Origin of the sequence: Bacillus massiliigorillae (genome assembly GCF_000380245.2) — a bacterium.
In the GTDB taxonomy this organism is placed as follows: Bacteria; Bacillota; Bacilli; order Bacillales; family DSM-1321; genus Bacillus_AD; species Bacillus_AD massiliigorillae.
In genome coordinates this window covers 182321-205731 of sequence record NZ_HG428744.1, presented here as the reverse complement: position 1 = coordinate 205731, position 23411 = coordinate 182321, and the positions used below count along the sequence as shown (strand labels likewise).

At 36.9% G+C, this 23411-nt stretch carries 22 protein-coding genes and 2 riboswitches; of the genes, 21 read left to right on the top strand and 1 reads right to left on the bottom strand.

The features are described 5' to 3' along the window. Positions 1 to 371: 371 nt before the first annotated feature. The 12 genes from TX86_RS21255 to TX86_RS21200 all read left to right on the top strand — a co-directional run bounded on the left by TX86_RS21255 (position 372) and on the right by TX86_RS21200 (position 13356). On the top strand, positions 372 to 2546 hold the full coding sequence (locus TX86_RS21255; RefSeq protein ID WP_042351985.1) for an acetate--CoA ligase family protein: 2175 nt from the start codon (positions 372 to 374) through the stop codon (positions 2544 to 2546). Between the two features lie 4 nt (positions 2547 to 2550). After that, the gene (locus TX86_RS21250; RefSeq protein WP_042351983.1) at positions 2551 to 3006 is read left to right on the top strand and encodes a MaoC family dehydratase N-terminal domain-containing protein; all 456 of its coding nucleotides are present in this window, start codon (positions 2551 to 2553) and stop codon (positions 3004 to 3006) included. Between the two features lie 73 nt (positions 3007 to 3079). Beyond that, positions 3080 to 3496, top strand: coding sequence for a MaoC/PaaZ C-terminal domain-containing protein (locus tag TX86_RS21245; protein WP_042351982.1), 417 nt, complete (start codon positions 3080 to 3082; stop codon positions 3494 to 3496). Between the two features lie 26 nt (positions 3497 to 3522). Beyond that, positions 3523 to 4686: a thiolase C-terminal domain-containing protein gene (locus TX86_RS21240; RefSeq protein WP_042351980.1), complete on the top strand. Its 1164-nt coding sequence runs from the start codon at positions 3523 to 3525 to the stop codon at positions 4684 to 4686. An 11-nt stretch (positions 4687 to 4697) separates the two neighbouring features. Then, complete coding sequence (locus TX86_RS21235; RefSeq protein ID WP_042351978.1) at positions 4698 to 5114, top strand: Zn-ribbon domain-containing OB-fold protein; 417 nt, start codon at positions 4698 to 4700, stop codon at positions 5112 to 5114. Positions 5115 to 5208: 94 nt separating this feature from the next. After that, positions 5209 to 6405 (top strand): acyl-CoA dehydrogenase family protein, encoded by a 1197-nt coding sequence (locus TX86_RS21230; protein WP_042351977.1) that lies wholly within the window; start codon positions 5209 to 5211, stop codon positions 6403 to 6405. Positions 6406 to 6424: 19 nt separating this feature from the next. Next, complete coding sequence (locus TX86_RS21225) at positions 6425 to 7561, top strand: acyl-CoA dehydrogenase family protein (protein ID WP_042351976.1); 1137 nt, start codon at positions 6425 to 6427, stop codon at positions 7559 to 7561. A gap of 36 nt (positions 7562 to 7597) precedes the next feature. Then, the gene (locus TX86_RS21220) at positions 7598 to 9076 is read left to right on the top strand and encodes an aldehyde dehydrogenase family protein (RefSeq protein ID WP_042351973.1); all 1479 of its coding nucleotides are present in this window, start codon (positions 7598 to 7600) and stop codon (positions 9074 to 9076) included. Between the two features lie 52 nt (positions 9077 to 9128). Then, the gene (locus TX86_RS21215; RefSeq protein WP_042351972.1) at positions 9129 to 10400 is read left to right on the top strand and encodes an MFS transporter; all 1272 of its coding nucleotides are present in this window, start codon (positions 9129 to 9131) and stop codon (positions 10398 to 10400) included. Between the two features lie 80 nt (positions 10401 to 10480). Next, a riboswitch (TPP riboswitch) is annotated at positions 10481 to 10588 on the top strand. Between the two features lie 87 nt (positions 10589 to 10675). Continuing rightward, positions 10676 to 10763: riboswitch (TPP riboswitch) on the top strand. Between the two features lie 71 nt (positions 10764 to 10834). Beyond that, positions 10835 to 11581 (top strand): ABC transporter ATP-binding protein, encoded by a 747-nt coding sequence (locus TX86_RS21210; protein WP_042352073.1) that lies wholly within the window; start codon positions 10835 to 10837, stop codon positions 11579 to 11581. Beyond that, on the top strand, positions 11568 to 12332 hold the full coding sequence (locus TX86_RS21205; protein WP_042351971.1) for an ABC transporter permease: 765 nt from the start codon (positions 11568 to 11570) through the stop codon (positions 12330 to 12332). Before TX86_RS21210 ends, TX86_RS21205 begins: the two co-directional genes overlap by 14 nt. Positions 12333 to 12348: 16 nt before the next feature. Continuing rightward, positions 12349 to 13356, top strand: a complete 1008-nt coding sequence (locus TX86_RS21200) for an ABC transporter substrate-binding protein (protein ID WP_042351969.1) — start codon at positions 12349 to 12351, stop codon at positions 13354 to 13356. A gap of 304 nt (positions 13357 to 13660) precedes the next feature. Here TX86_RS21200 and TX86_RS21195 read toward each other — a convergent pair whose 3' ends face one another. Continuing rightward, a complete protein-coding gene (locus tag TX86_RS21195; RefSeq protein ID WP_042351967.1) occupies positions 13661 to 14578 on the bottom strand; it encodes a LysR family transcriptional regulator in 918 nt (305 codons plus the stop codon). Positions 14579 to 14705: 127 nt separating this feature from the next. Between TX86_RS21195 and TX86_RS21190 the strand changes: the two genes are divergently transcribed. The 9 genes from TX86_RS21190 to TX86_RS21150 all read left to right on the top strand — a co-directional run bounded on the left by TX86_RS21190 (position 14706) and on the right by TX86_RS21150 (position 23404). Beyond that, positions 14706 to 15968: an FAD-dependent oxidoreductase gene (locus tag TX86_RS21190; protein ID WP_042351966.1), complete on the top strand. Its 1263-nt coding sequence runs from the start codon at positions 14706 to 14708 to the stop codon at positions 15966 to 15968. Between the two features lie 62 nt (positions 15969 to 16030). Beyond that, positions 16031 to 16807 carry an ABC transporter ATP-binding protein gene (locus tag TX86_RS21185; RefSeq protein ID WP_042351964.1) on the top strand — a complete coding sequence of 259 codons (777 nt, stop codon included), beginning with the start codon at positions 16031 to 16033 and terminating at the stop codon, positions 16805 to 16807. 2 nt (positions 16808 to 16809) lie between these two features. Further along, positions 16810 to 17631, top strand: coding sequence for an ABC transporter permease (locus TX86_RS21180; RefSeq protein ID WP_042351963.1), 822 nt, complete (start codon positions 16810 to 16812; stop codon positions 17629 to 17631). Between the two features lie 30 nt (positions 17632 to 17661). Further along, positions 17662 to 18732 carry an ABC transporter substrate-binding protein gene (locus tag TX86_RS21175; RefSeq protein ID WP_052343816.1) on the top strand — a complete coding sequence of 357 codons (1071 nt, stop codon included), beginning with the start codon at positions 17662 to 17664 and terminating at the stop codon, positions 18730 to 18732. 597 nt (positions 18733 to 19329) lie between these two features. Further along, positions 19330 to 20193 (top strand): transporter substrate-binding domain-containing protein, encoded by an 864-nt coding sequence (locus TX86_RS21170; protein WP_042351962.1) that lies wholly within the window; start codon positions 19330 to 19332, stop codon positions 20191 to 20193. A gap of 63 nt (positions 20194 to 20256) precedes the next feature. Next, positions 20257 to 20973 carry an amino acid ABC transporter permease gene (locus TX86_RS21165; RefSeq protein WP_042351960.1) on the top strand — a complete coding sequence of 239 codons (717 nt, stop codon included), beginning with the start codon at positions 20257 to 20259 and terminating at the stop codon, positions 20971 to 20973. 52 nt (positions 20974 to 21025) lie between these two features. Then, the gene (locus tag TX86_RS21160) at positions 21026 to 21760 is read left to right on the top strand and encodes an amino acid ABC transporter ATP-binding protein (protein ID WP_042351958.1); all 735 of its coding nucleotides are present in this window, start codon (positions 21026 to 21028) and stop codon (positions 21758 to 21760) included. Positions 21761 to 21955: 195 nt separating this feature from the next. Further along, positions 21956 to 22381, top strand: a complete 426-nt coding sequence (locus TX86_RS21155; RefSeq protein WP_081707792.1) for a MarR family winged helix-turn-helix transcriptional regulator — start codon at positions 21956 to 21958, stop codon at positions 22379 to 22381. Between the two features lie 84 nt (positions 22382 to 22465). Then, positions 22466 to 23404, top strand: a complete 939-nt coding sequence (locus TX86_RS21150) for a ring-cleaving dioxygenase (RefSeq protein ID WP_042351954.1) — start codon at positions 22466 to 22468, stop codon at positions 23402 to 23404. The last annotated feature ends 7 nt before the right edge of the window (positions 23405 to 23411 follow it).

Sequence of the window (23411 nt, the reverse complement as noted above, 5' to 3'; positions counted from 1 at the left end):
AAAGCTGATTTTTAGCGCTTTTGGTCAAGATGAAGCTCAAATGACTCTTAAAAAAATCAACAAATTTCAATCTCATATATACAAATAAATATAGCAAATAGAACTTATTGAACAGCCCCTTTTTTTTCGCTCTTATCTCTATCATAAGTCGAGGTTATTATGTGTAGATGTCGTGGTTATTGAGATTATAAAATTATTTGTGAAATTTTCAAGCATTGTCATAGCAAGGATTTGGGACGATATTTTTTATCTGTACTACATAATAATTAAATCATTTTAGTTTCACTTTTTTTCTAGAGTACTTGCCTTGATTCGATAGAATATCAACATAATCTGTTGTTCTTCTATAATTTGAAACCGAGGTGAAAATATTGAGTAATGAAATGAAATCCTATGAAACATTAGAACCTTTATTTAATCCCAAGTCTATCGCAGTACTTGGAGCCTCTACGAATAAATACAAAATCGGCTATATTCAATTGAAAGCGCTTTTAGACGGTGGCTTTGCTGGTACGATTTATCCGATTAATCCAAAAGCGACTGAAATTGAAGGACTTACATGCTATCCTTCTGTCACAGCAGTTCCTGGTGAAGTGGACTTGGCCATTTTTGCAGTAAGTGCTGAGCAGGTGAAAGATAGTCTTGAACAATGTGCGAAGAAAAATGTGAAAGCTGGTATTGTGTTTGCTTCTGGATTCTCAGAAGTAGGAGAAGATGGTGAAAAATTACAACAAGAAATTGCAGATGTAGCTAAGAAGAATGGAATTCGCTTAATTGGTCCGAACTGTGTAGGACTAGTAAATACAACAAATGGCATGATCGGTACATTCTCACCAGCGATTTTGGCTGTACCATTACATGAAGAAAAATCAGTTGGTTATGCATCTCAAAGTGGTGCATTTGGTATTTTGACATACATGGCAGCTGCGCAAAAGGGATTAAGTTTCAATTATTTCGTGAGTGTCGGAAATGAAATGGAAACAGAGTTTTCTGATGTAGTGGAATATATGATTCACGATCCGAAAACAAAGGTTATTACAGGGTATTTAGAAGGTGCGAAAGACGCTAAAAAACTACGTCGATTAGCGAAGGAAGCTCTAGATAAGAAAAAACCGATCGTTTTAATGAAGACTGGTCGCAGTTCTGCTGGAAGTAGAGCAGCAGCTTCACATACAGGTTCTCTTGCAGGTTCTGATACGATATATGATGCGTTCTTTAAACAATCAGGTATTGTAAGAGTCGATGATTATGATGATATTATTACATTCTCTAAATTATTCTTATCTAATAAACTACCAAAGGGTAAAAATACCGTACTGATTACAAGCTCTGGTGGTCGTGGTATTAATGAATCAGATCGTTGTGAAGCACTTGGATTAAATATTATTCCGCTAAGTGATGAAACAAAGACAGAAATTAAGAAGCATATCCCATCTTTTGGTAGCGCTTCCAATCCGATTGATTTAACTGCAGCAGCTTCAGTAACGAATCCGGAATTATATATTGCTCCTATGCGAGCGCTAATGGCAGATCCGGATGTTCACAATATTATTTTGACTGAGTTTCCACTACAGTGGGATGCGAACAATCCGTATTTACAAGAGTTTATCGACATTTGTAAGAGCTCTGATAAATTCGTGTTTATTACAACTTTCCCATTAGAAGGTATGTCTGTTCCGCTAGGTCAAGCAGAGTTAGAGAAAAACGGTATTCCTGTTATTCCAGGTGATTTAAATCCAATTAAAGGTTTATCAAAACTTGTTCAATATAGTGAAAGTTATCGAAAACACCAACAAAGAACTCCTCAAGAACATACAGAACAAACTCCTAAGAAAGACATACGAATTTCCCTTCAACCAGGTACTACACTAAGTGAATCTCAAGCAACAGATATTTTAGAGCGTTATGAAATTCCTACAACGAAACGAACAATTGCTACAACTGTAGAAGAAGCTGTTGAATTCGCTAATACAATTGGCTACCCAGTTGTTTTAAAAATTGATTCACCTGATATTCCACATAAAACAGAAGCAAATGCGATTTACTTAAATGTCAAAAATGAGCGTGATGTAATTGATGCGTATACAGCTATTGTTCAAAATGCAAAAGCGTATAAGCCTGATGCTCGTATAACTGGAGTTTCTGTACAAGAAATGCTTCCAGAAGGTACAGAAGTCATAATCGGTGCTACAAAAGATCCTGTTTTTGGACCAGTCGTTATGTTTGGTCTAGGAGGAATTTTTGTTGAAGTCTTTAAAGATATTTCATTTAGAGTAGCTCCTTTAACGAGAGAAGATGCTATTGAAATGATTGAAGAAATTAAAGGAAATGCACTATTAAAAGGTGCGCGAGGTAAAGCGCCTGCTGATATTGAAGCCATTATTGAAGTGCTCTTAAAAGTCTCTTCGCTAGTTAAAGAGAATGAAGATGTTATAGAAGAATTAGATATTAATCCATTACTTGTATATGAAGATGGGGTAAAAGCGGCAGATGCCATGATTGCTGTAAGTCATGAAGCTACAGAAGAAATAGCAGTAAGGGGGTAAGGAAATGGAGTTAGATAAAAGCTTAATAGGTTTAACAGGACCACAATTTATTTTTGAAGTGGAGAAAAGACATATTCGTCAATTTGCGGAGGCAATTGGTGATCCTAATCCTTTATATGTTGATGAAGAATATGCGAAATCTACAGTTTATGGTGGCATTATTGCACCACCAAGTTTCCCGGTAGCGATTGGAGCTGACAGTGGCCAAGGAATTGATCTTCCGCTGGATTATAGCCGAATGCTTCATGGAGAACAAGAGTTTATATACAATCGTCCAATTCGTCTAGGAGATCGTTTATATTGTCAAATGAAAGTGACAAATGTGTATGAACGTGAAGGGAAATCAGGTACTATGCAGTTTTTAGTCATGGATACAGAAATGAAAGATGAAGCAGGAGAACTAGTAGTCATCAATCGTACGAATATCATTTACCGTGCATTAGCGAGTAATAAAGCTTAAATGTTTTTAAGAAAAAGATGTTGAACGAATTCTTCGTTCAACATCTGAACTAAAGCTTAAGGGAGGAATGGAGATGTTACAAATTGCAACTTTACAAGTAGGGCAAAAACTTGAGCCACTTGTAAAATCTGCTGTTACTAAAGTTCAACTAGTCAAATATGCAGGAGCCTCAGGAGATTTCAATCCTCTACATACAGATGATGCTTTTGCTCAAAGCATAGGAATGCCTGGAGTTATTGCGCACGGAATGTTAGTGATGGGCTTTCTCGGACAGTATGTGATGGAGCTAGCGGGTGTATCTGCAACTCCAACTAATTTCAAAATGAGATTTGGAGCAATGACAAGGCCTGGAGATGAAATTACATGTTCAGCTATTGTGAAAAAAGTATATGAAGAAAATGAAAAACAATTAGTAGATTTAGAGCTTATTGCAGAGAAAGCACCAGGAAAAGTCGTAGGATCTGGTGAAGCAACTTTACATGTATTTTAACGAGTAGAAATAAGGAGGTTATTAAAATGGCTGATATTAAAGATCGCTATGCCATTGTCGGTGTAGGTGAAAGTGAACGTTCAAAGAATTCAGGAACAACTCCATTGCATTTAGCTTTAGATGCAGCACGAGCAGCAATTAATGATGCAGGAATTAATGCGAAAGAAATTGATGGATTTATGAGCTATTCAGAAAATGATTCCTGTACGGCTCATCAGTTAGCGACTTATTTAGGTGTTCGTCCAAAGTATGTAAAAGATATTTTGGGTGGAGGAAGCAGTACCGAAATGTTAATTGCCGATGCGATTGGCTTAATTGAAACAGGTCAAGCTAACACGATTTTAATTTATCGTTCAATGAATGGTCGTTCTGGTGTCCGCATGGGTGGCGGTGGCTGGGATGTGAATATGCTTCAAACGGTGATGGATGGTGGAAGCTTCTTTATACCATATGGAGCAGGTAGTCCTGGACAATGGTTTGGTATGTTTGCATCACGCCATATGCAGCAAACAGGTGTTACAAAGGAGCATTTAGGTCATGTATGTGTGAGTTTCTATGAGCATGCACAACGTAATCCAAAAGCATTCTTTTACGGTAAACCATTAACGATGGAAGAATATTTAAACACACCAGAATTAAGCTATCCATTTACTAAGCATGACTTCTGTTTAGAATCTGACGAAGCCAATGCAATTATTGTAACATCTGCTGAACGAGCAAAAGATTGTAAATCGAGACCTGTTTATATTATGGGAATTGAAGCGAGACAATGTGTGTCACATGCCCATTATTGGACGAATCTAGATGAAGTAGCGGCGGATTATGTAGCTCCTTCTTTATATAAAAAAGCTGGTGTAACACCAGAGGATATTCAAGTAGCATCCATTTACGACTGCTTTAGCTGGGTAGCACTACGACAGTTAGAAGCTTATGGCTTTGCGAAGCGTGGTGAAGTGGGTGATTTCGTAGCAGCTGGTAATTTAAAAATGGGTGGTAAGCTACCTACGAATACAGCAGGTGGAATGTTATCAGAAGGCTATACACATGGTATGAATAATGTGCTCGAAATCGTTCGCCAAGTTCGTCACGAGTATAAAGGAACAGATCGTCAAGTTGAAAACTGTGAAATAGGCATTTGTACTGGCTGGGCAGGTCCAGATATCGCTGGTGCAATGATTCTAAGAAACTAGGAGGGAAAACCATGAGCTATCAAAAACCAATTCCAGTTAAAACGCAAGATAATCAACCATATTGGGATGCAGCGGATCGTCATGAGCTTGTCCTGCAAAAATGTGAAACATGTCAATCTTACAATCATCCACCAGGACCTGCTTGTTCGAAATGTGGCTCTACAGAGCTAAGCTGGGAAAGCCAAGGTAGTGATGTCACAGGTGAATTATATTCGTTTATCGTATCAAATCGTCCTTTCTTACCAGGTTTTCAAGATGATTTGCCAACAATTATTGCTGTTGTAGAGTTAGACAAAGTTCCAGAAGTGAAAATTCTTGCCAATGTACTAGAGTGTGCACCTGATGAGTTAAAGATAGGAATGCCGTTGAAAATGGTTTGGCAAGATATTACGGAAGAACGTGCACTTCCACAGTGGGTACAGGCGTAAAAATAGCATTTTATCATCAGCGTAAAGCTTAAGTATGTATTCATGCTTAGCTTTACGGATACTTATCATTTTTTATTAAGGAGGAATGAATACAATGGATTTTTCATTTACTGCACAGGAAGAGGAATTTCGCCAAGAACTTAGAGCATGGCTAGAAGAGAATTTACCACAAGGTTGGTTAGATGGTGAATTTAAGCTTGATAAAGAAAGTAAAGAATATGAACTATTCTTACGTGACTGGCAGCGGAAATTATATGAAGGTGGATGGGCAGCTATCGCTTGGCCTGAAAAATATGGTGGACGGAATGCAACATTAATGGAAGAAATCGTTTACCAGCAAGAAATGGTTCGAGTAATGGCTCCGGCACTGATTAACTATGTTGGTATTCATATGGTTGCACCAACCCTAATGCAAATTGGTACGGAAGAACAAAAAGAAAAATATATTCAAAAAATCATTACTGGTGAAGAAGTATGGTGTCAAGGATACTCAGAACCAAACGCAGGATCTGACGTAGCAGCTATCCAAACGACTGCAGTAAAAGATGGAGATCGTTGGATTATTAACGGTCAGAAAATTTGGACTAGTTTTGGTCATGTTGCTGATCGTTGCTTCTTAATTACTCGAACTAGTCGTTTGGAGAAAAAACATAAAGGAATTACTGTATTTTTACTTGATATGCATCAACCAGGTGTTGAAACTAGACCAATTATTCAAATGGATGGTCAACATGATTTCAATGAAGTGTATTTGAATGATGCTGTTGCGTATGATGCAGATATCATTGGTGAAGTAGATGAAGGTTGGAAAGTAATTATTGCTCTGCTTATGCATGAGAGAACTGGAATTGGTGCTCAAGTATTTACATTAGAACAACAATTCAACGATTTAGTTGCCTTGGCTAAAGAGCTAAAGGACGATGATGAATCAATCATTAAAGATCCATTTATTCGTAAGGCTATGGTCGATTTATATGCGCGTTCTCGTGGCTCATTATTAAACTATTATCGTAATTTAACGAAGCAATTGAAAAATGGTCATCCTGGTGCGGAGAGCTCTATGGATAAATTAATGGTTAGTGAATTGACAAAAGAATTGCTTGCACAATCCGTTTCAATGCAAGGTCACCGTGGTGTGTTATGGAAAGAAGATGCTGTTGCTGGCCGTTCATATTGGCAAGATAATTACTTATATTCTTTCGGACAGACAATCGGTGGTGGAACGAGCGAAATACAAAAGAATACGATTGCTGAAAGAATTCTAGGTTTACCAAAGGATATGGGTCGATAAAAACTAGGAGGTGTACTATATGGATTTCTCTTTAAATCAAGAACAAGAAATGTTTCGTAATTATGTACGTAAGTATTTAGATGATATGGGACAAACAAAAATAGCACGTGAGTTCACACAAGGTAATACAAGTTCTTATAAAGAGCTTTATGAGGGATTAGCTGAACTGGGATGTGCAAGTGTGAATATTCAAGAAGAATATGGTGGAATGGGATTGAAGCAGCTTGATTTAGTACCAATTATGGAGGAGTCAGGTCGTGCATTACTTCCTGGTTTATACTTGGAAACATCAGCTTTAGCTGTTCCGCTATTAGAAAAATACGGTACCAACGAGCAGAAGAGAAAATATTTATCTGCTATTGCAGGCGGGGAGCATACTTTTACATTAGCTTGGTTGGAGGTAGGCGGAAATTATAAGCCAGCAAATGTAAGATTGCAAGGAACTGTAGACGGTGATGTTATTACACTAAATGGCGTAAAAACATTAGTTCCAGAAGCAGAAATGGCAGATAGCTTACTTGTTTTAGTTCGCACTACAGATGGTCAAGATCAAGAAGGGATTTCACTTGTTATTGTTGATCGAGATGAAGTAGCTTTACAAATCAAGAATCAAAAGAATATTGATGAGACGCGTTTGTTAGCGGAAGTAACATTTAATGAAGTGCAAGTATCGAAAAATCAAATTCTTGGCGCGATGGATAATGGCTGGGAAGTATTGCAAGAAGGTCTATTATCATTTAATGCAGCATTATGTGCAACGATTGTTGGTGGTATGGAAAAAATCGTTGAAACAGCAGTTGAATATGCAAATATTCGTGAGCAGTTTGGACAGCCGATTGGTAGATTCCAAGCTATTAAACATAGATTAGTAGATATGAAAATGGATTTAGAAACAGCTCGTTCATTAGCGTATTATGCGAACTGGGCAATGGAAATTAATGCTGCTGATAAAGTCGAAGCAATTACAAGCGCGAGACTATTCGCTACGGAAGCATATATTCGAGTTGCATCGCAAAGTATTCAAGTTCATGGCGGAATTGGGTTTACAGAAGAAATGGATTGTCATTTGTACGTTAAACGAGCTCGTTTCTACGAAAATTATCTTGGTAGCACACAACAGTATTATGAACAAGCAGCAGTTGCACTAGGATGGTAAAACAATTATAAATAGTCGGTGAAAGGATGAAGAAATATGACGAAGGCACTTAATGCTGTAAAAACATTTCACAATGTAATCAATGGGAAAACTGTTCCATCATCATCGGGTGAAAAGATGGATAGCTATGACCCAGCTACAGGAAAGGTTTGGGCAACTATTCCTAGTAGTACAGTTGAGGATGCTGAGGCAAGTGTTACAGCTGCAAGAAGTGCATTACCTGCGTGGTCTTCCCTTCCAGCTATGGAGAGAGCAAATTACTTGAGACGTATTGGTGATCTTCTTTCAGAATATGCTGATGAACTAGCTGAACTTGAAACGAAAGATAATGGTTGGGTGATTCGAGAAACAAAGCATGGACTTATTCCAGTACTAACAAGTATGTGGCATGATGCGGCAAGTGCAGCGATTCTTGGCAGTAAAGGTGAAACAGTTCAAGTAGGAACTAACACTGTCGGTTATTCATTAAGAGAGCCTTATGGAGTTGTAGTTGGTATAATCCCTTGGAACTCAGCGCTATGGACATTTACAATAAAAGCTGCCTATGCACTTGCTGGTGGTAATACAGTCATTATAAAGCCTTCAGAGCTCGCATCCGTTGCATCCCTACGCTATGGTGAAATTATTCAAAGTATCTTGCCTCCTGGTGTTTTAAATGTTGTATCAGGCACTGGAGCTGAGGTGGGGGATGCTCTAGTTCGTCATCCGAAAGTAAATAAAGTAAGTTTAACAGGTTCAGGTAATACAGCGAAGGCTATTGCTCAATCTACTTCGCAACAGCCTAAACCAATGATTCTAGAGTTAGGTGGAAAATCCCCAAATATCGTTTTTGAAGATGCAGACTTAGTTAAAGCAGCTCAAGGAGTAACGCTAAATGGAATTTTTAGTGGAAATGCGGGTCAAATATGTGTTGGTGGTTCGCGTATCTTAATTCAAAGATCCATCTTAGATGAAATGATAGCGCTTATGAAAGAGGAAGTTACAAAAAATATATCACTAGGAAATACAATGGACATGCAAACAGCAATGGGACCTGTTGCAAATGAAATGCAATTCAAGAAGGTCTGCTCTTATATTGAACTTGGCAAGCAAGAAGGTGGAGAAGTAATTGTAGGTGGACGATATGGCGGTGCTACATTGTTACCAAATAATGAAGAATTAGCGGATGGCTATTGGGTAGAGCCTACTTTATTAAAGGTAGATAGTAATTCCTTACGCATTTGCCAAGAAGAAATATTTGGTCCAGTAGCAGTTATTATCCCATTTGATACTGAAGAAGAAGCTATTGCGATTGCTAATGATACGGATTATGGGTTAGGCGCTGGTGTTTGGACATCTAATTTAGATCGGGCACATCGTATGATACGTTCTTTAGAATCAGGAAACGTTTGGGTTAACACGTATCGTCTCGTTGGTACTGAATTGCCATTTGGAGGCAAAAAAAATAGTGGATACGGGACAGATTCAGTACTTGAATATACACGTGAAAAAACATGTTATATACAATTAAGCTAAAATCTCAGTATTTCTATGAATTCATTTGAAAAAGTGACGGGGGTAGGGAAAAATGCCACAAGCGAATAAAGGTGTTTTCTATGGATGGTATGTTGTATTAACAGGATTTTTGATTATGTTTTCTGCATTCTCAATCGTGAATTCCTTACACAGTTTATTTTTGGTCCCTGTTACAGAAGAATTAGGAATAAGTAGAACGACATTTTCTATAATATTGTCAATTGGTGGTCTTGGCTTAGCACTAGCTTCTCCTTTTATGGGGAAGCTTTTAGTTAAAGGTAATATGAAATTAATTATGTCAGCATGTGTTATTTTAGCTGGATTAGGATTTATGTCTTATTCATTAGCACAATCTGCGATTTATTTCGGCATTGTTGCTTTCTTTGTTGGGGTATGTGTAGCTGGTTTTTCTAATATACCTATTTCAATTATGCTTACCAACTGGTTTTATGAGAAGAAAGGAATGGCAATGGGATTGACATTTGCCGGATCAGGAATAGGTACAGCAGCACTTAGTCCATTGTTAACGACATTCATTTCAAACTATGGCTGGAGAACAACTTATGTGATTGCAGGAGCCCTTATAATTGTCATATCGCTTCCACTAGTATTACTTTTCACTAAGAAAAGCCCAGCTGAAAAAGGGATGATAGCTTTAGGAGCTGAAAAAGCAACCGAACAGCAAGAAGATGTCGTTCAATCCGGATTAACTTTGAATGAAGCAAAGAAAACACCAATGTTTTGGATCTTTATATTAGGAGTCATCTGCTTTGCACTAGTTTCAGGTGGTGTGCAAATGCATATTCCAGCTTACTTAATGGATATTGGACATCCGGCGATATTTGCAGGAACAATTTTCGGATTGTTATCTTTAACGAATACAATCGGTAAACTCATTTTAGGCCTTATCTTTGATAAATTTAAAACAGCAGGAGGAGCCATTTTTGTTGGAGTATGTATGACAATTGCGATGTTATCATTGCTGATGGCGAAAATGCAGGCTTTTGCCTTTTTATTTGCAATCGCATATGGTTTAAGTATTGTCATTTCAACTGTAGGGCCTCCCTTTATGACTGATGATATTTTTGGAAAGAAGGATTTCGGAGCTATTTTTGGTTTCATACAAATCTTCTTCACTATTGCTGGCTCATTAGGAGTTATCGTATCAGGCTTTATTTATGATTTAACGAATAGTTATCAAGCAGCATGGATATTCTTCCTTATTCTATTTATCTTAAGCATTGTGTGTATCTTAACAGCTAACATAATGAAAAAGAAAGCTTTAGTTAAACTAGATTCTCTAACAAATGAGAAGGTTATGTGATTAGGAGGTTGAAATGTTTAATTATTCAAAATTTATTCTTGCATTAACGTAAGTTCATGATAACATATAGATAATTGCAATTAACTCACTAGGGGTGTCTTGTAAAAGGCTGAGATGGACAATTTGTTCCGAACCCTTTGAACCTGATCTAGTTCATACTAGTGGAGGGAAGGTGGTTATGGTTATATTGGAACAAGTCTGCCCAATTCATCCCAACCTTCTTTCACGAATGTTGGGGTTTTTTATGTTGCAGTTATATAAATACAATATAATACGATTTCTACTAGGGGCGCCATTGGCTGAGAAGTACCCTTTGAACCTGATCTAGTTAAGACTAGCGGAGGGAAGTAGTAATGAAGGATTTTTCGTGTTTCGTTCATTTACCACTTTCCTTAGGGAAAGTGGTTTTTTTATTTCAAGGAGGTGCTGGAACAATGACTTTAGCATTAAAAAATGTTTCGTATTCTTTTCAAAATGAAACGAAACAAGCAAAGAAAGTAATAAGCCATTTAAATATGGAGATAGGTAAGGGGGAGTTTGTTTCATTAATTGGTAAAAGCGGAACAGGGAAAAGCACGATTCTACGATTAATAACAGGTCTCTTAAAGCAGGATGAAGGGGAAATATTTATTCATGGAAAGCCTGTTTCACTGGGGGACGTTGGATATATGCCTCAACGAGATTTGTTATTACCGTGGAGAACGATTATGGATAATCTCTTGTTAGTATCAGAGATTAATAAAGATGTACAAATTACGAAAGATGAGGTGAGAAATTGGCTAGAACGTGTAGGATTACGATCCTACGAGAATGCTCTCCCAAAGCAATTGTCGGGAGGAATGAGACAACGAGTCTCTTTTTTACGAGCTTTGCTAGCAGGTAAGGATGTTTTATTACTCGATGAGCCATTTGGAGCATTGGATGCACTAACAAAAAAAGAAATGCAGTCGTGGCTTTTATCGCTTTGGCAAGAGTTAAATAAGACAGTTCTGTTTATTACACATGATTTAGAAGAAGCTTGTTTCCTTAGCGATCGTATTATTCTTTTACATCCTAATTACGCTATTGAAGAAATTCAAGTAGATATGAAAAGACCACGCCGACTAGAGATGCTTCATGAAGAGTATTTCGTTAGTTTACGTAAAAATGTGGAGAATAGGATTGCTCATGAAACATATTAGTAACTGGTTAAGAACTTATAGTTTATTTCTCATCTTTAGTTTTACGATTTTCCTTACATTAGAATGGGCTGTTCGGACGGAACTAATACCTTCTTATATTATGCCTGCTCCAACAGGTGTTATTACTTTAATAATAGAAAACTGGAGACCACTTTTATTGGAACATCTTCCGATGACGATGCTTGAATTTTTTATCGGCTTTGTCATTGCAGTCATAGGAGGAGTGGTGCTAGGAGTTAGCATGTTTTATTCGCAAACGATTGAGAAAATGCTTTATCCAGCCATTCTCATTTCACAGATGATACCGACAATTGCTTTGTCACCTATTTTTGTGCTTTGGTTTGGCTATACGATTTGGAGCAAGGTAGCTGTAACAATATTAATCTCGTTTTTTCCTATTGTAGTTGGTACATATGATGGTTTGAAATCGAGCGATAGAGAATATGTTGAGCTATTGCGTTCGATGGGGGCGAAACCGTGGCATATTTTTCGGAAATTACATATCCCAATGGCGTTACCTTCTTTTTTCTCAGCTTTAAAGCTATCAATTGTCTATGCATTAGTAGGAGCAACTATTGGTGAATGGCTTGGAGCAAGTGAAGGGCTTGGCTACTATAGTCGACGGATGTCTGGAAATATGAATGCTGAAGGGGTTTTTGCTGCTATTACCATTCTGACTCTACTCGGAATAGTACTATTCGCACTCATAGTGGCAATAGAGAAAAAGGTTATACGATGGAAAAATGAATAAAAGGGGTGGAAGTATTATGAAAAAAGGAAAGTTGATGACTATATTACTAGTTATAATGAGCTTGCTAGCTGTAGGTTGTTCTAATAATACGAGTAAAGAAAAAGGTAATAATGAACTTGAAGAAATGAGTATTATGCTTGATTGGTATCCAAATGCTGTTCATTCAGCGATTTATGCAGCTCAGGAAAAAGGCTATTTTAAAGATGAAGGCTTAGATGTGAAAATAGAAATGCCGGCAGATACGAATGATCCGTTAAAGCTGGCTGCGGCGGGTAAAGTTGATTTAGCTATTAGTTATCAAGCACAATTGCTATTATCAAGATCAGAGGATATTCCAGTTGTTTCTGTTGCGGCGCTAGTAAGACATACGCTAAATACTATCATGTATAAAGAAGATAGTGGCATTCGTTCTCCAAAAGATCTTGAAGGAAAACGTATAGGGTATGCTTCATCTTCTATTAGCGAAGCAACGGTAGCTTCGGTGATGAAATCGGATGGTGCTGATGAAAGTAAAGTGAAAATGACAGATGTAGGTTGGGATTTAATTGCTAGTCTAGCCACTGACCGTGTGGATGCTACGATTGGTGGACTAATTAATCATGAATTAGTTCTCTTACAAAAAGAAGGCTATAAAATGAAAGCATTAAACTTAACGGATTACGGAATTCCAGACGAATATGCGTTAATTGTTGTTACAGGTGAAAAAACGTTGCAAAAGAAAAAGGCTTCAATCGAAAAGTTTTGGCGGGCTGTGACAAAAGGACAAGAAATGGTTAAACAAAATCCAACTTCTGGTCTGCAAATATTGCTCAATCATGAGAACGATAGTTTTCCTTTAGATCCAGAAGTAGAGAAAGAAAGTTTACAAATTTTATTGCCATTAATGGAAGAGGAAAAGGTTCCGTTTGGCTTTCAAGAAAAAGCCAAGTGGCAAGAGGAAGCGGACTGGCTGTTAAAGTCAGGTGTTATTAAGAAGAAAGTAGATGTAGATGATGCTTTTGTGAATATCGTATCTACTAAATAGATAAAGGAGATAGAGTTATCTTTATCTATTTGTATGATAGTAAAATGTATCCCCACTAATTAGATACAAAGGGTCAGTCATACTAGTGTAGTTTTTGATTAGTTTTCCTTTTGTTTTATGATATTGAAATAATTCAATGCGTTATGGTTTGGTTGAAACAATCAATGAATAATGAGAAGAGTGTGTACAGATAAAAATATATAGGAAGTATTATTATAGTTGTTTGAAATAGATAGAGGACAATACAAAAAGCCTTAATTATAAGGCTTTTTGTCATCAGAAAAATAGTAGAATAGAAGACTATTTACTCACTGGAGACAAAAGATTCAGAGTGCGTAGCAATCCACTCTCGTGCAAAATCACGGAATGCACCGACTGGAGGAGGATGATGAGGATTCTTTAAAACGGCTAGCACTGTTGGTTTTTTGAGTGATTGTTTTAAGTGAATAATAACGCTATCATCGTTCTTAGCAACTTTGGCAACCTTTGAAGAGACAAGAGCAACACCTATTTCTTGGCTAACAAGATTAAAGCGAGCGTATAAATGACTGCTTTCACAATAGATTTTTGGGTTGAATCCTGCAGATTGACATCCATGCATTGCAATGTTGAACGCACTATGACTGCGACTTGGAAAAATGAATTTTTCATTTTCTGCTTCTTTTAAGTCAATAATCGTCTTTTTCGCTAATGGATGATTGGATGAAGCAATTAGAACGACTTCGTCTTCTATTAAAGGATCGATTTCCAAAACATTATGAATATCTTGTTCCATTGGAGGCGTAAGAATAGCGACATCAACATCGCCATTTTCCAGCATTTCTAAGAGTCTATAACTTCCTTCTTCTATTATTAGTAGATTTAAACCTGGATATTTCTTCTCGAAGGATGTAATTAATGAAGGAATTGTAGAGTCACCAATGGAATTAATAGCCCCAATACGAATATCTCCCTTGGTTAATCCGATGAAGTCTAGCATCTTTGTTTTCACTTTATCAATTTCAGACAAAATTTGTTTTGCGTGCATAATAAATTCATTGCCTGCAGAAGTAGTTTGCACATAGCGAGTTGAACGATCAAATAGTTTCACACCTAATTCATTTTCTAACTTGGTAATTTGCTGAGATAGAGTCGATTGCGAAACACAAATTTCTTGAGCAGCTTTAGTGAAATGGTTATGTTTGGCAACAGCTATAACGTATTGTAATTGATGAATTTCCATAGATTGCCCTCTTCTATTATTTGTTATTTCTAATTAATAGTATCATAAATACCGATTGAGCTGCTCGTTTAAATAATTTAATATTTAAACAAATCTTAATTTTTTGATATTTGTTCGGGGTGTATATATGAGTGAGAGGCGATATAGCTTTGATGTAGTTGTTGTAGGAGGCGGTACAGCTGGTATTGCCGCAGCAATTGGAGCAGCAAAAGTAGGAGCGAAAACATTGTTAATCGAGAAGAATCCATATTTCGGTGGAGCCTTAACGCATAGTTCTGTTTTTACAATTTGCGGCATGTACAGCATGAAAGATCCTTTAGAATTGGTAGTAGGTGGAGTTGGCGGAGAGGTATTAGAGCATGTTCGAAATATGGGTATGAGTTATGGGCCGTACCGGAATCCTTCTACTAAAAATGTAGGTATTATTGTAGATCCAGAAGCAGTTAAGACAGTGTTTGACCGAATGCTCATTCATAACAAAGTGATACCGTTGCTTCATTGCCAAGTAACTAATGCAATAGTTTCAAATGGAGAGATTCGAGCTATTGAATGTTTTGATCACAGCGGCTTCTTTACAGTTGAATCAAAGGCTTTTGTAGACGCGAGCGGAGAAGCGGATTTGACAGCCTTTGCAGGAGGAAGTATAAGAGCAGGCAAGCATGAAAGCGACTTTCAAATAGGATCATTAGTTATGAGAATCGGTGGTGTTTCACATATAAACAATCTTGAACGAACGTATATTTATGAAGCTATTAAACAAGCGAAAATCGAGGGAGTTAATCTTACGAAGGAAAAAGGAGCATTAATTCAAATGCCAGGTTCAAATGATATTCTTGCGATTTTTGCTGATGCGCAAATAAATGGATTAGATTCATTTAGTATTACTAATGCCGAAATGTATACGAGAGACCAAGCGTGGAAGTACATAAATGTGTTTAAGAAATATGTACCTGGTTTTGAAAATGCCTATTTAGTTCAAACAGGGCCTTCCATTGGTATTCGAGAAACTAGGCATGTGATTGGTGAATATACCCTAACTGGAGAAGATGTGATAGAAGGAAGAAGCCACGAAGATTCGGTTGCTTTAGGAGGATGGCCAGTCGAAATCCATGCGGCTCCTGGTAAACCGGTTATTTATAAGCAAATTCGTGACCTTTCCTATTATCAAATTCCATTACGAGCGTTAAAAGAAAAAACGACCAAAAATCTATGGTGTTCAGGACGTATTATCTCCTGTGATCAAACGGCATTTGGGTCTGCAAGAGTAATGGGAACAGCTTTTGCTACAGGACATGCTGCAGGGATAGCTGCCTCATTATATGCTCAAAGTGGAAACGTGAATTATAAAAGTGTACAGCAACATTTAATACAGCAGAAAGCTTTAATTTAAATTCTCTTCGATACTACGTTCTTAATGAGTATTACAGGCAGAAAGTAAGGGGCAAAAATGAAATGAATCTAGTTATTGAAAATATATCGAAATCATATGTGGATCAGAAAAGAGTAGAAACGGTTGCGTTACAAGATATTAATCTTACTGTTCATAACGAAGAATTTGTTGCGATAGTAGGACCGAGTGGGTGTGGTAAATCGACGCTTCTGAATATTATAGCGGGTCTTATGTCCTCGACATCTGGACGTATTTATTTTGATGATGTGAAAGTGAATGAAACTCCAAGAATTTCAGTTGTTTTTCAGGATACGGGTTTATTTCCTTGGAGAACCGTTTATGACAATATTCAGTTTGGGATGGAGCATATGAATCTTTCGAAAGCTGAAACAACTGAAAGAGTAACTCATTATTTGCATATGGTTGGACTTGCTGGTTTTGAAAACGCATATCCTCATCAATTATCGGGTGGTATGAAACAAAGAGCAGGGATTGCAAGAGCATTAGCTGTTAAGCCAGATTTACTTTTAATGGACGAGCCATTATCAGCTTTAGATGCTCAAACGAGACAAATCATGCAAGAAGAGCTACTAAATATATGGAATACGGAAAGGCATCGCACAGTTTACGTGACACATAATATTAATGAAGCTGTTTATTTAGCTGATCGTGTTGTTGTACTTTCTAGAAGGCCAGGAAAAATCAAATCTATTATCTCGATTGATTTGCCACGTCAAGGAAGAGATGACAAGCAGTATCAAAGAGAAGTAGCAGATTATAGTAAAGTCATTTGGGATTTAATTAAAGAGGATGCCCTAAATGCATTAAGGGAGGGCTAAAGATGATAGAGATTGAAAGCAGACCCACCCAACCTGAAGGGAAAGAGTTTGTAGTTAAAAACCGATTAGCTTTTATAGACAAGAAGATTCCTGTTTATTTAGCTCCACTAGGTATTATTGTTTTGATTGCTCTTTGGCAAATCGTTTGTAGTGTAGGCCTTGTAAGTGAGTTAACACTACCTTCACCATATATCGTCGTTACAACAGGTTGGGATTTGATTGTAGATGGTACGTTATGGATGGAGACGAAAGCAAGTATTGTAAGGATATTTTCAGGTTATTTACTCGGCTGTATAGCGGGAATCGTAGTTGGTATCTTGTTTGGAATTTCTAAAGTTTCTGACCGTATTGGGATGCCGATTATTAATCTATTATATCCTGTGCCGAAAATCGCGATTCTTCCATTGATTATGCTATGGCTCGGTATTGGAGAAATATCAAAAGTAACCGTTATTGCTATTGGGGTATTCTTCCCAGTCGTTTATAACACGTATACAGGTGTATCTCAAACAAGTCGATTATTAATCAATGTGGCTATGACATTTGGTGCAAATCGATGGGATTTAATTAGAAAAGTAATTTTACCAAGTTCATTCCCGATGATTTTATCTGGAATGAGAATTTCAGCAGGTACGGCATTGTTACTTCTAGTTTCGGCTGAGATGGTAGCAGCTCAACATGGTATAGGTGCATTTATTCTACTTAATGCGGATCTGTTAGATATTGCTAAAGTCTTGGTAGGGGTGTCTGTTCTTTGTGTGATGGGGATTTTATTCAATCAAGTGCTTGCCTGGTTAGAGAAGAAACTCATTCCGTGGAAATAGAGTTAGAAAAATACAAAGGGGGAAAACGACATGAATAAGAAGAAAAAATCAGTCTGGTTAACACTGCTGATTTTAGTATTGTCATTAAGTTTAGTTGCTTGTTCTTCAAAGAACTCCGGTGACGAAGATAAAGCAGGTGAAAAGAAAGAAGCCAAAACCAATGAAGTAGCCAAAGTAAAGATTGGTATGTTGAAATCATTATCTAATTCATCCGTGTATATTGGTAATGAGCAAGGGATTTTTAAGAAACATGGTATTGAACTTGAATTCGTACCTTTTCAAGCTGCTCAACCAATTGCGGTTGCAGCTCAAACTGGTGATATCGATGTAGGTTCTACAGCATTGACGGCTGGATTCTTTAATCTACTAGCTAAAAATTCTGATATTCGCGTTATCGCTGACAGCGGTAAAGAATGGCCTGGTCATAAATTAACTGCTCTTGTAGTAAGTAATGGCGCTTTTGAAAAAGGCGTAAAAAGTGTTAAAGATTTAAAAGGTAAAAAAATCGGTATTACTCAAACAGGATCTTCACACCATTTCATGGCTGGTCAATTACTTGAGCAAGAAGGTCTTTCTATTAAGGATGTAGAATTGGTACCGCTAGGTGGAATTGGTAATATCGCAGCAGCTTTAGAAAGTAATCAAGTAGATGCAGGTTTACTTTTAAGCTCAGTAGCTACACCGTTAATTGAGCAAAAGAAAGGTCAATTAATTACATGGATTGGCGATAAAGTTAAAATGCAAACAACAAGCATTTTCTACTCAGGAAAAATGATGAAAGATCAAGATGTTGCAGAGCGTTTCTTAGCAGCATATATCGAGTCAGTACGTTATTACTATGATAATGTCTTAATGGCAAAAGATAAAAATAGTGAAGAATTCAAAAAAGCAGTTGCTGTTCTTTCTAAAGAAACAGGTATTTCGGAGGAGCTTGTTGCAGACAATCTTCCTTATGTAGACCGAGATGCTAAGGTTTGGGAAGAGAATGTTGGAACATGGATTAAATGGTTTAAGGACAATGGTTTAGTTAATGGTGACATTGCTACTAAAGATGTAATTGCTAACGACCTTTACGATAAAGTCCTTAAGGAAGTAAAGTAATCTAATAATTATATTTTGAACGTGAAAAGGAGTAATTCTTCTAAGAGAATTGAAGGATTATTCCTTTTTTTAGTGGAAACCTCACTATAAGTTAAAATGAGTGTAGACACTGAGAAGAATGGAATTCACTATATGTAATTTCCTTTATTATTACTGATTTTTATTAAGCAAAAAATCTCCTTGAAAAGTACAAAAATATTATATTGGCAAAGTGCATATCTTAATGAATATATTGGTTGACGGGTCTCGGGTGTTGTTATAAACTAAAAAATAGAAGACTTATATCCTCTGTACTATAGATGAAGAAGAGGTGCGACGATGGAAGAGTCTTTAGTAGTGAGAAAGAGAGTTTGAATACTAAAGGGAAGAAAAGTTCTATAGGAAATTTTTGTAATATTAAGAATATTGCTCTTAGTCTGCAATGACGTCTACAGGACTATCTTAATAAATTCCTTAATTCATCAGTTATGTCATCTAAAAGAAGAAGAGGATTTACGGATAACCTATGAAGCTTGCGACTTGAGTTCATCTCAGGTCTTTTTTGGTTAGGAAAGAGTCTGATATATAAGTTTAAGTAGGAAGAGGGGAGAAAGACGAATGAGAAAAAAACTTTCATTATTATTTGCATTATCTTTAACGATGATGCTGTTCTTAGCTGCATGCGGAACGAGTGAAAGCACGGGAAGCAAGTCGGAGGATAAATCTTCTGATGAGAAGAAGGGGACTTTCAAAGTAGGTTTAGAAGCTGGATATGCTCCATTTAACTGGTCTCAAAATGATGATTCAAATGGTGCTGTGAAAATTGACGGCAGTGGAGAGTATGCAGGTGGCTATGATGTAGAGATTGCTAAAAAAATTGCAGATGGCTTAGGTAAAGAGTTAGTTATTGTTAAAACAGAATGGGATGGATTAATACCAGCTTTACAATCAAATAAGATTGATGCAGTTATTGCAGGTATGTCACCAACAGATAAGAGAAAAAAATCCATTTATTTTTCAGATAATTATTACAAGTCTGACTTAGTTATGGTTGTAAAAAATGGTGGAAAATATGTAAATGCAAAATCTATTCAAGATTTTAAAGGTGCAAAAATCACAGCTCAATTAAATACATTCCATTATTCCGTTATTGATCAAATTAAAGATGTAGAGAAGAAGCCAGCTATGGATAACTTCCCTGCTATGCGTGTAGCACTAGAATCAGGAATCATTGATGGCTATGTTTCAGAACGCCCAGAAGGTGTAAGTGCACAAGCTGCGAACAAGAAATTTAAAATGGTAGAGTTTGATAAAAAGTCCAAATTCAAAACAAGCGATGATGATACTGCAATTGCTGTAGGTGTTAAGAAAGATAGCGACTTGACGAAAAAAATCAATGAAATTCTAGCAGGTATTTCAGAAGATGAGCGTATGAGCATTATGGATTCTGCAATTGAAAATCAACCAGCAGCGAAGAATTAAGTATATTAAACCGAGTGTATTCTGTTTACATTCGGTTTTATTGTACATTATAGGGGGATAAACGTGACTTTTGAGTGGTTAGAACAGATAGTTTTAGAAAACTGGCCGATGTTCATTAGAGGGGCTGGTGTAACGCTATTAATTGCAACAATTGGTACGATTTTTGGAGCAGTTATTGGTTTATTGGCAGGGATAGTACGAACTGTTCCAATGCCAGAAAGAGGAGCTAAAAGATTTGGCTTGAAATTCATCAATGTAATCCTTTCAATCTACATTGAGTTCTTCCGCGGTACACCAATGATTGTACAGGCAATGGTGATTTATTATGGTCCAGCTCTTTTATTTGATATACAAATGAATCCTTTAATAGCGGGTATGGCTGTTGTATCTATTAATACGGGTGCATATATGGCGGAAATTGTCCGTGGTGGAATCCTTTCAGTCGACAAAGGGCAGTTTGAAGCAGCTCAGGCGATAGGAATGAGCCATATTCAAACAATGATGAATGTCGTTTTACCACAAGTTATTCGTAATATATTACCGGCAACTGGTAATCAGTATTTGATTAATATTAAAGATACTTCTGTCTTAAATGTAATATCTGTAACTGAATTATTCTTTGTGTCTAAATCTATTGCGGGTAATAATTTCAGATACTTCGAAACATTCTTTGTTGCATCGATGATTTATTTCGTTTTGACATTTACCATAACATTAATATTACGTTATATCGAAAAGAAATTAGATGGTCCGGAAAATTATAAAATGAACAGTAATTAATTAGATGAATAGTAGGTAAACTGAGGATTTATATGGGCGGGTGAAAAAAAGGTTGGAAAAGGTTATTGAAATTCAACATGTAAGCAAACATTTTGGCACACATGAAGTGTTGAAGGATATTAATTTTTCGGTAAATAAAGGAGAAGTTGTTTGTATTATCGGTTCTTCAGGTTCTGGAAAATCAACTCTTCTTCGCTGTGTGAACTTGCTAGAGAAGCCAAGTGGTGGCAAAATTATTTATCATAATGAAAATATACTAGATGAAAAGCATAATATTCTGGAGTATCGTACAAAGCTAGGTATGGTGTTTCAGCAATTTAATTTATTCAATAATCATGATGTATTAAAAAACTGTGTGGTTGGACAAATTAAAGTATTGAAGCGTTCAAAAGAAGAAGCTGAGAAAACGGCGATGAAGTATTTGAAGATAGTTGGAATGGACAAATATATTCATGCAAAACCGAGTCAATTATCTGGGGGACAAAAGCAACGAGTAGCTATTGCGAGAGCGCTTTCTATGGAGCCGGATGTATTACTATTTGATGAGCCAACGTCAGCACTTGACCCTGAAATGGTTGGGGAAGTGTTAAAGGTTATGAAAGAGCTCGCTCAAACAGGGCTTACAATGCTGATTGTAACGCATGAAATGGATTTTGCTCGTGAAGTATCGGATCGTGTGGTCTTTATGGACAAAGGAGTTATTGCAGAAGAAGGAAGTCCAGAGCAAATTTTTAATAATCCAAAGCAAGAGCGTACAAAAGAGTTTTTAAAGCGTACTTTAAAATAATTTAAGCGGGAGGCACTCCAAAAATTGTTGCAAATCACTTTTTGGAGTGCCTTTTCAACTGTAATAATAAAAAAAGTGTTAGTGAAACTGTTTGACATTTCATTTTAGTTCAGTTATTATTATCTCATATTCGAGATAAATTAATTTTAAATAAACATGTTCGAGATAATAAATGAAGTAAAGGGTGTATTAACGATGGAAACGAATTTATCCTTAAAGGCATTAGTCGTATTAATGCGCGCTTCACAATCTGTGCAAGATAAAGTGAAACAAGATATGGGGAAGTATGGGGTGAATCCAACTGAGTTTGCAGTGCTGGAACTTCTCTTTCATAAAGGCGATCAACCAATTCAACATATCGGTAAGAAAATTTTATTAGCTAGCAGTAGCATTACGTATGTGGTTGATAAGTTGGAATCGAAAGGTTTTGTTGAACGAAAAGCATGTCCAACTGACCGACGTGTAACATATGCCGCTATCACTGAAAATGGTAAAGAGTTTATTCAAGAAGCTTTTCCAAAGCATGAAGCAACGATTGAAGATATCTTTGCAAACTTAACAAATGAAGAATTAGAGACTACGATTGAATTACTTAAAAAAATTGGCCTTCCGAAGAGCTAATTTTTTTATAACAATATATCTCGAATTAGAGATATACGAAATGAAAATACGATAAAGTGGAATTACATTTAAGGGGAGATAAACATGGGTAAACAAACTATGGGTATTCATCATATAACAGCAATTGTTGGCCATCCTCAGGAAAACGTAGATTTCTACGCAGGGGTTTTAGGATTACGTTTAGTAAAAAAGACGGTTAACTTTGACGATCCAGGGACATATCATCTGTATTTTGGAAATGAAGGTGGGGCGCCTGGAACAATAATTACGTTCTTTCCATGGGCTAATGCTCATCAAGGTAAGCTTGGGAGTGGTCAAGTAGGTGTAACTTCATATGTTGTACCAGTTGGGGCTATGTCATTCTGGGAAGAAAGACTAACAAAGTTCAATATCGAGTTTGCCAAAATGGAGCGTTTTGGTGAGCAATACTTAACTTTTGTAGATCCACATGGACTGTTACTAGAAATCGTGGAAAGAGAAGATGGAGATAAGAATACATGGAGATTTGGTGACGTATCTCCAAATGTGGCTATTAAAGGGTTTGGTGGTGCCACTCTATTATCTTCAAAACCAGAAAGTACAGCTAAGTTGCTAGAGAATGTTATGGGGCTTGAAAAGGTTGGGCAAGAAGGCGATTTTCTTCGACTGCGCTCGATTGGAGACATTGGCAATGTGATTGATATTAAATTATCTGTCGTAGAAAGAGGGCAAATGGGAGTAGGTACAGTTCATCATATTGCGTGGCGTGCAAAAGATGATGCTGATCAATTAGATTGGAAGCAACATGTGAGTCAGCATGGTTATGGCGTTACACCTGTACGAGATCGAAGCTATTTCAATGCCATCTATTTTAGAGAGCATGGTGAAATACTGTTTGAAATAGCAACTGACCCTCCAGGATTTGCGCATGATGAATCACACGAGACAATGGGGCAAAATTTAATGCTACCACCTCAGTATGAAGTTCATCGTGGTCAACTGGAAGATGTTCTAATACCTTTACAAGTAAGAGATATTGACTAAGTTGATA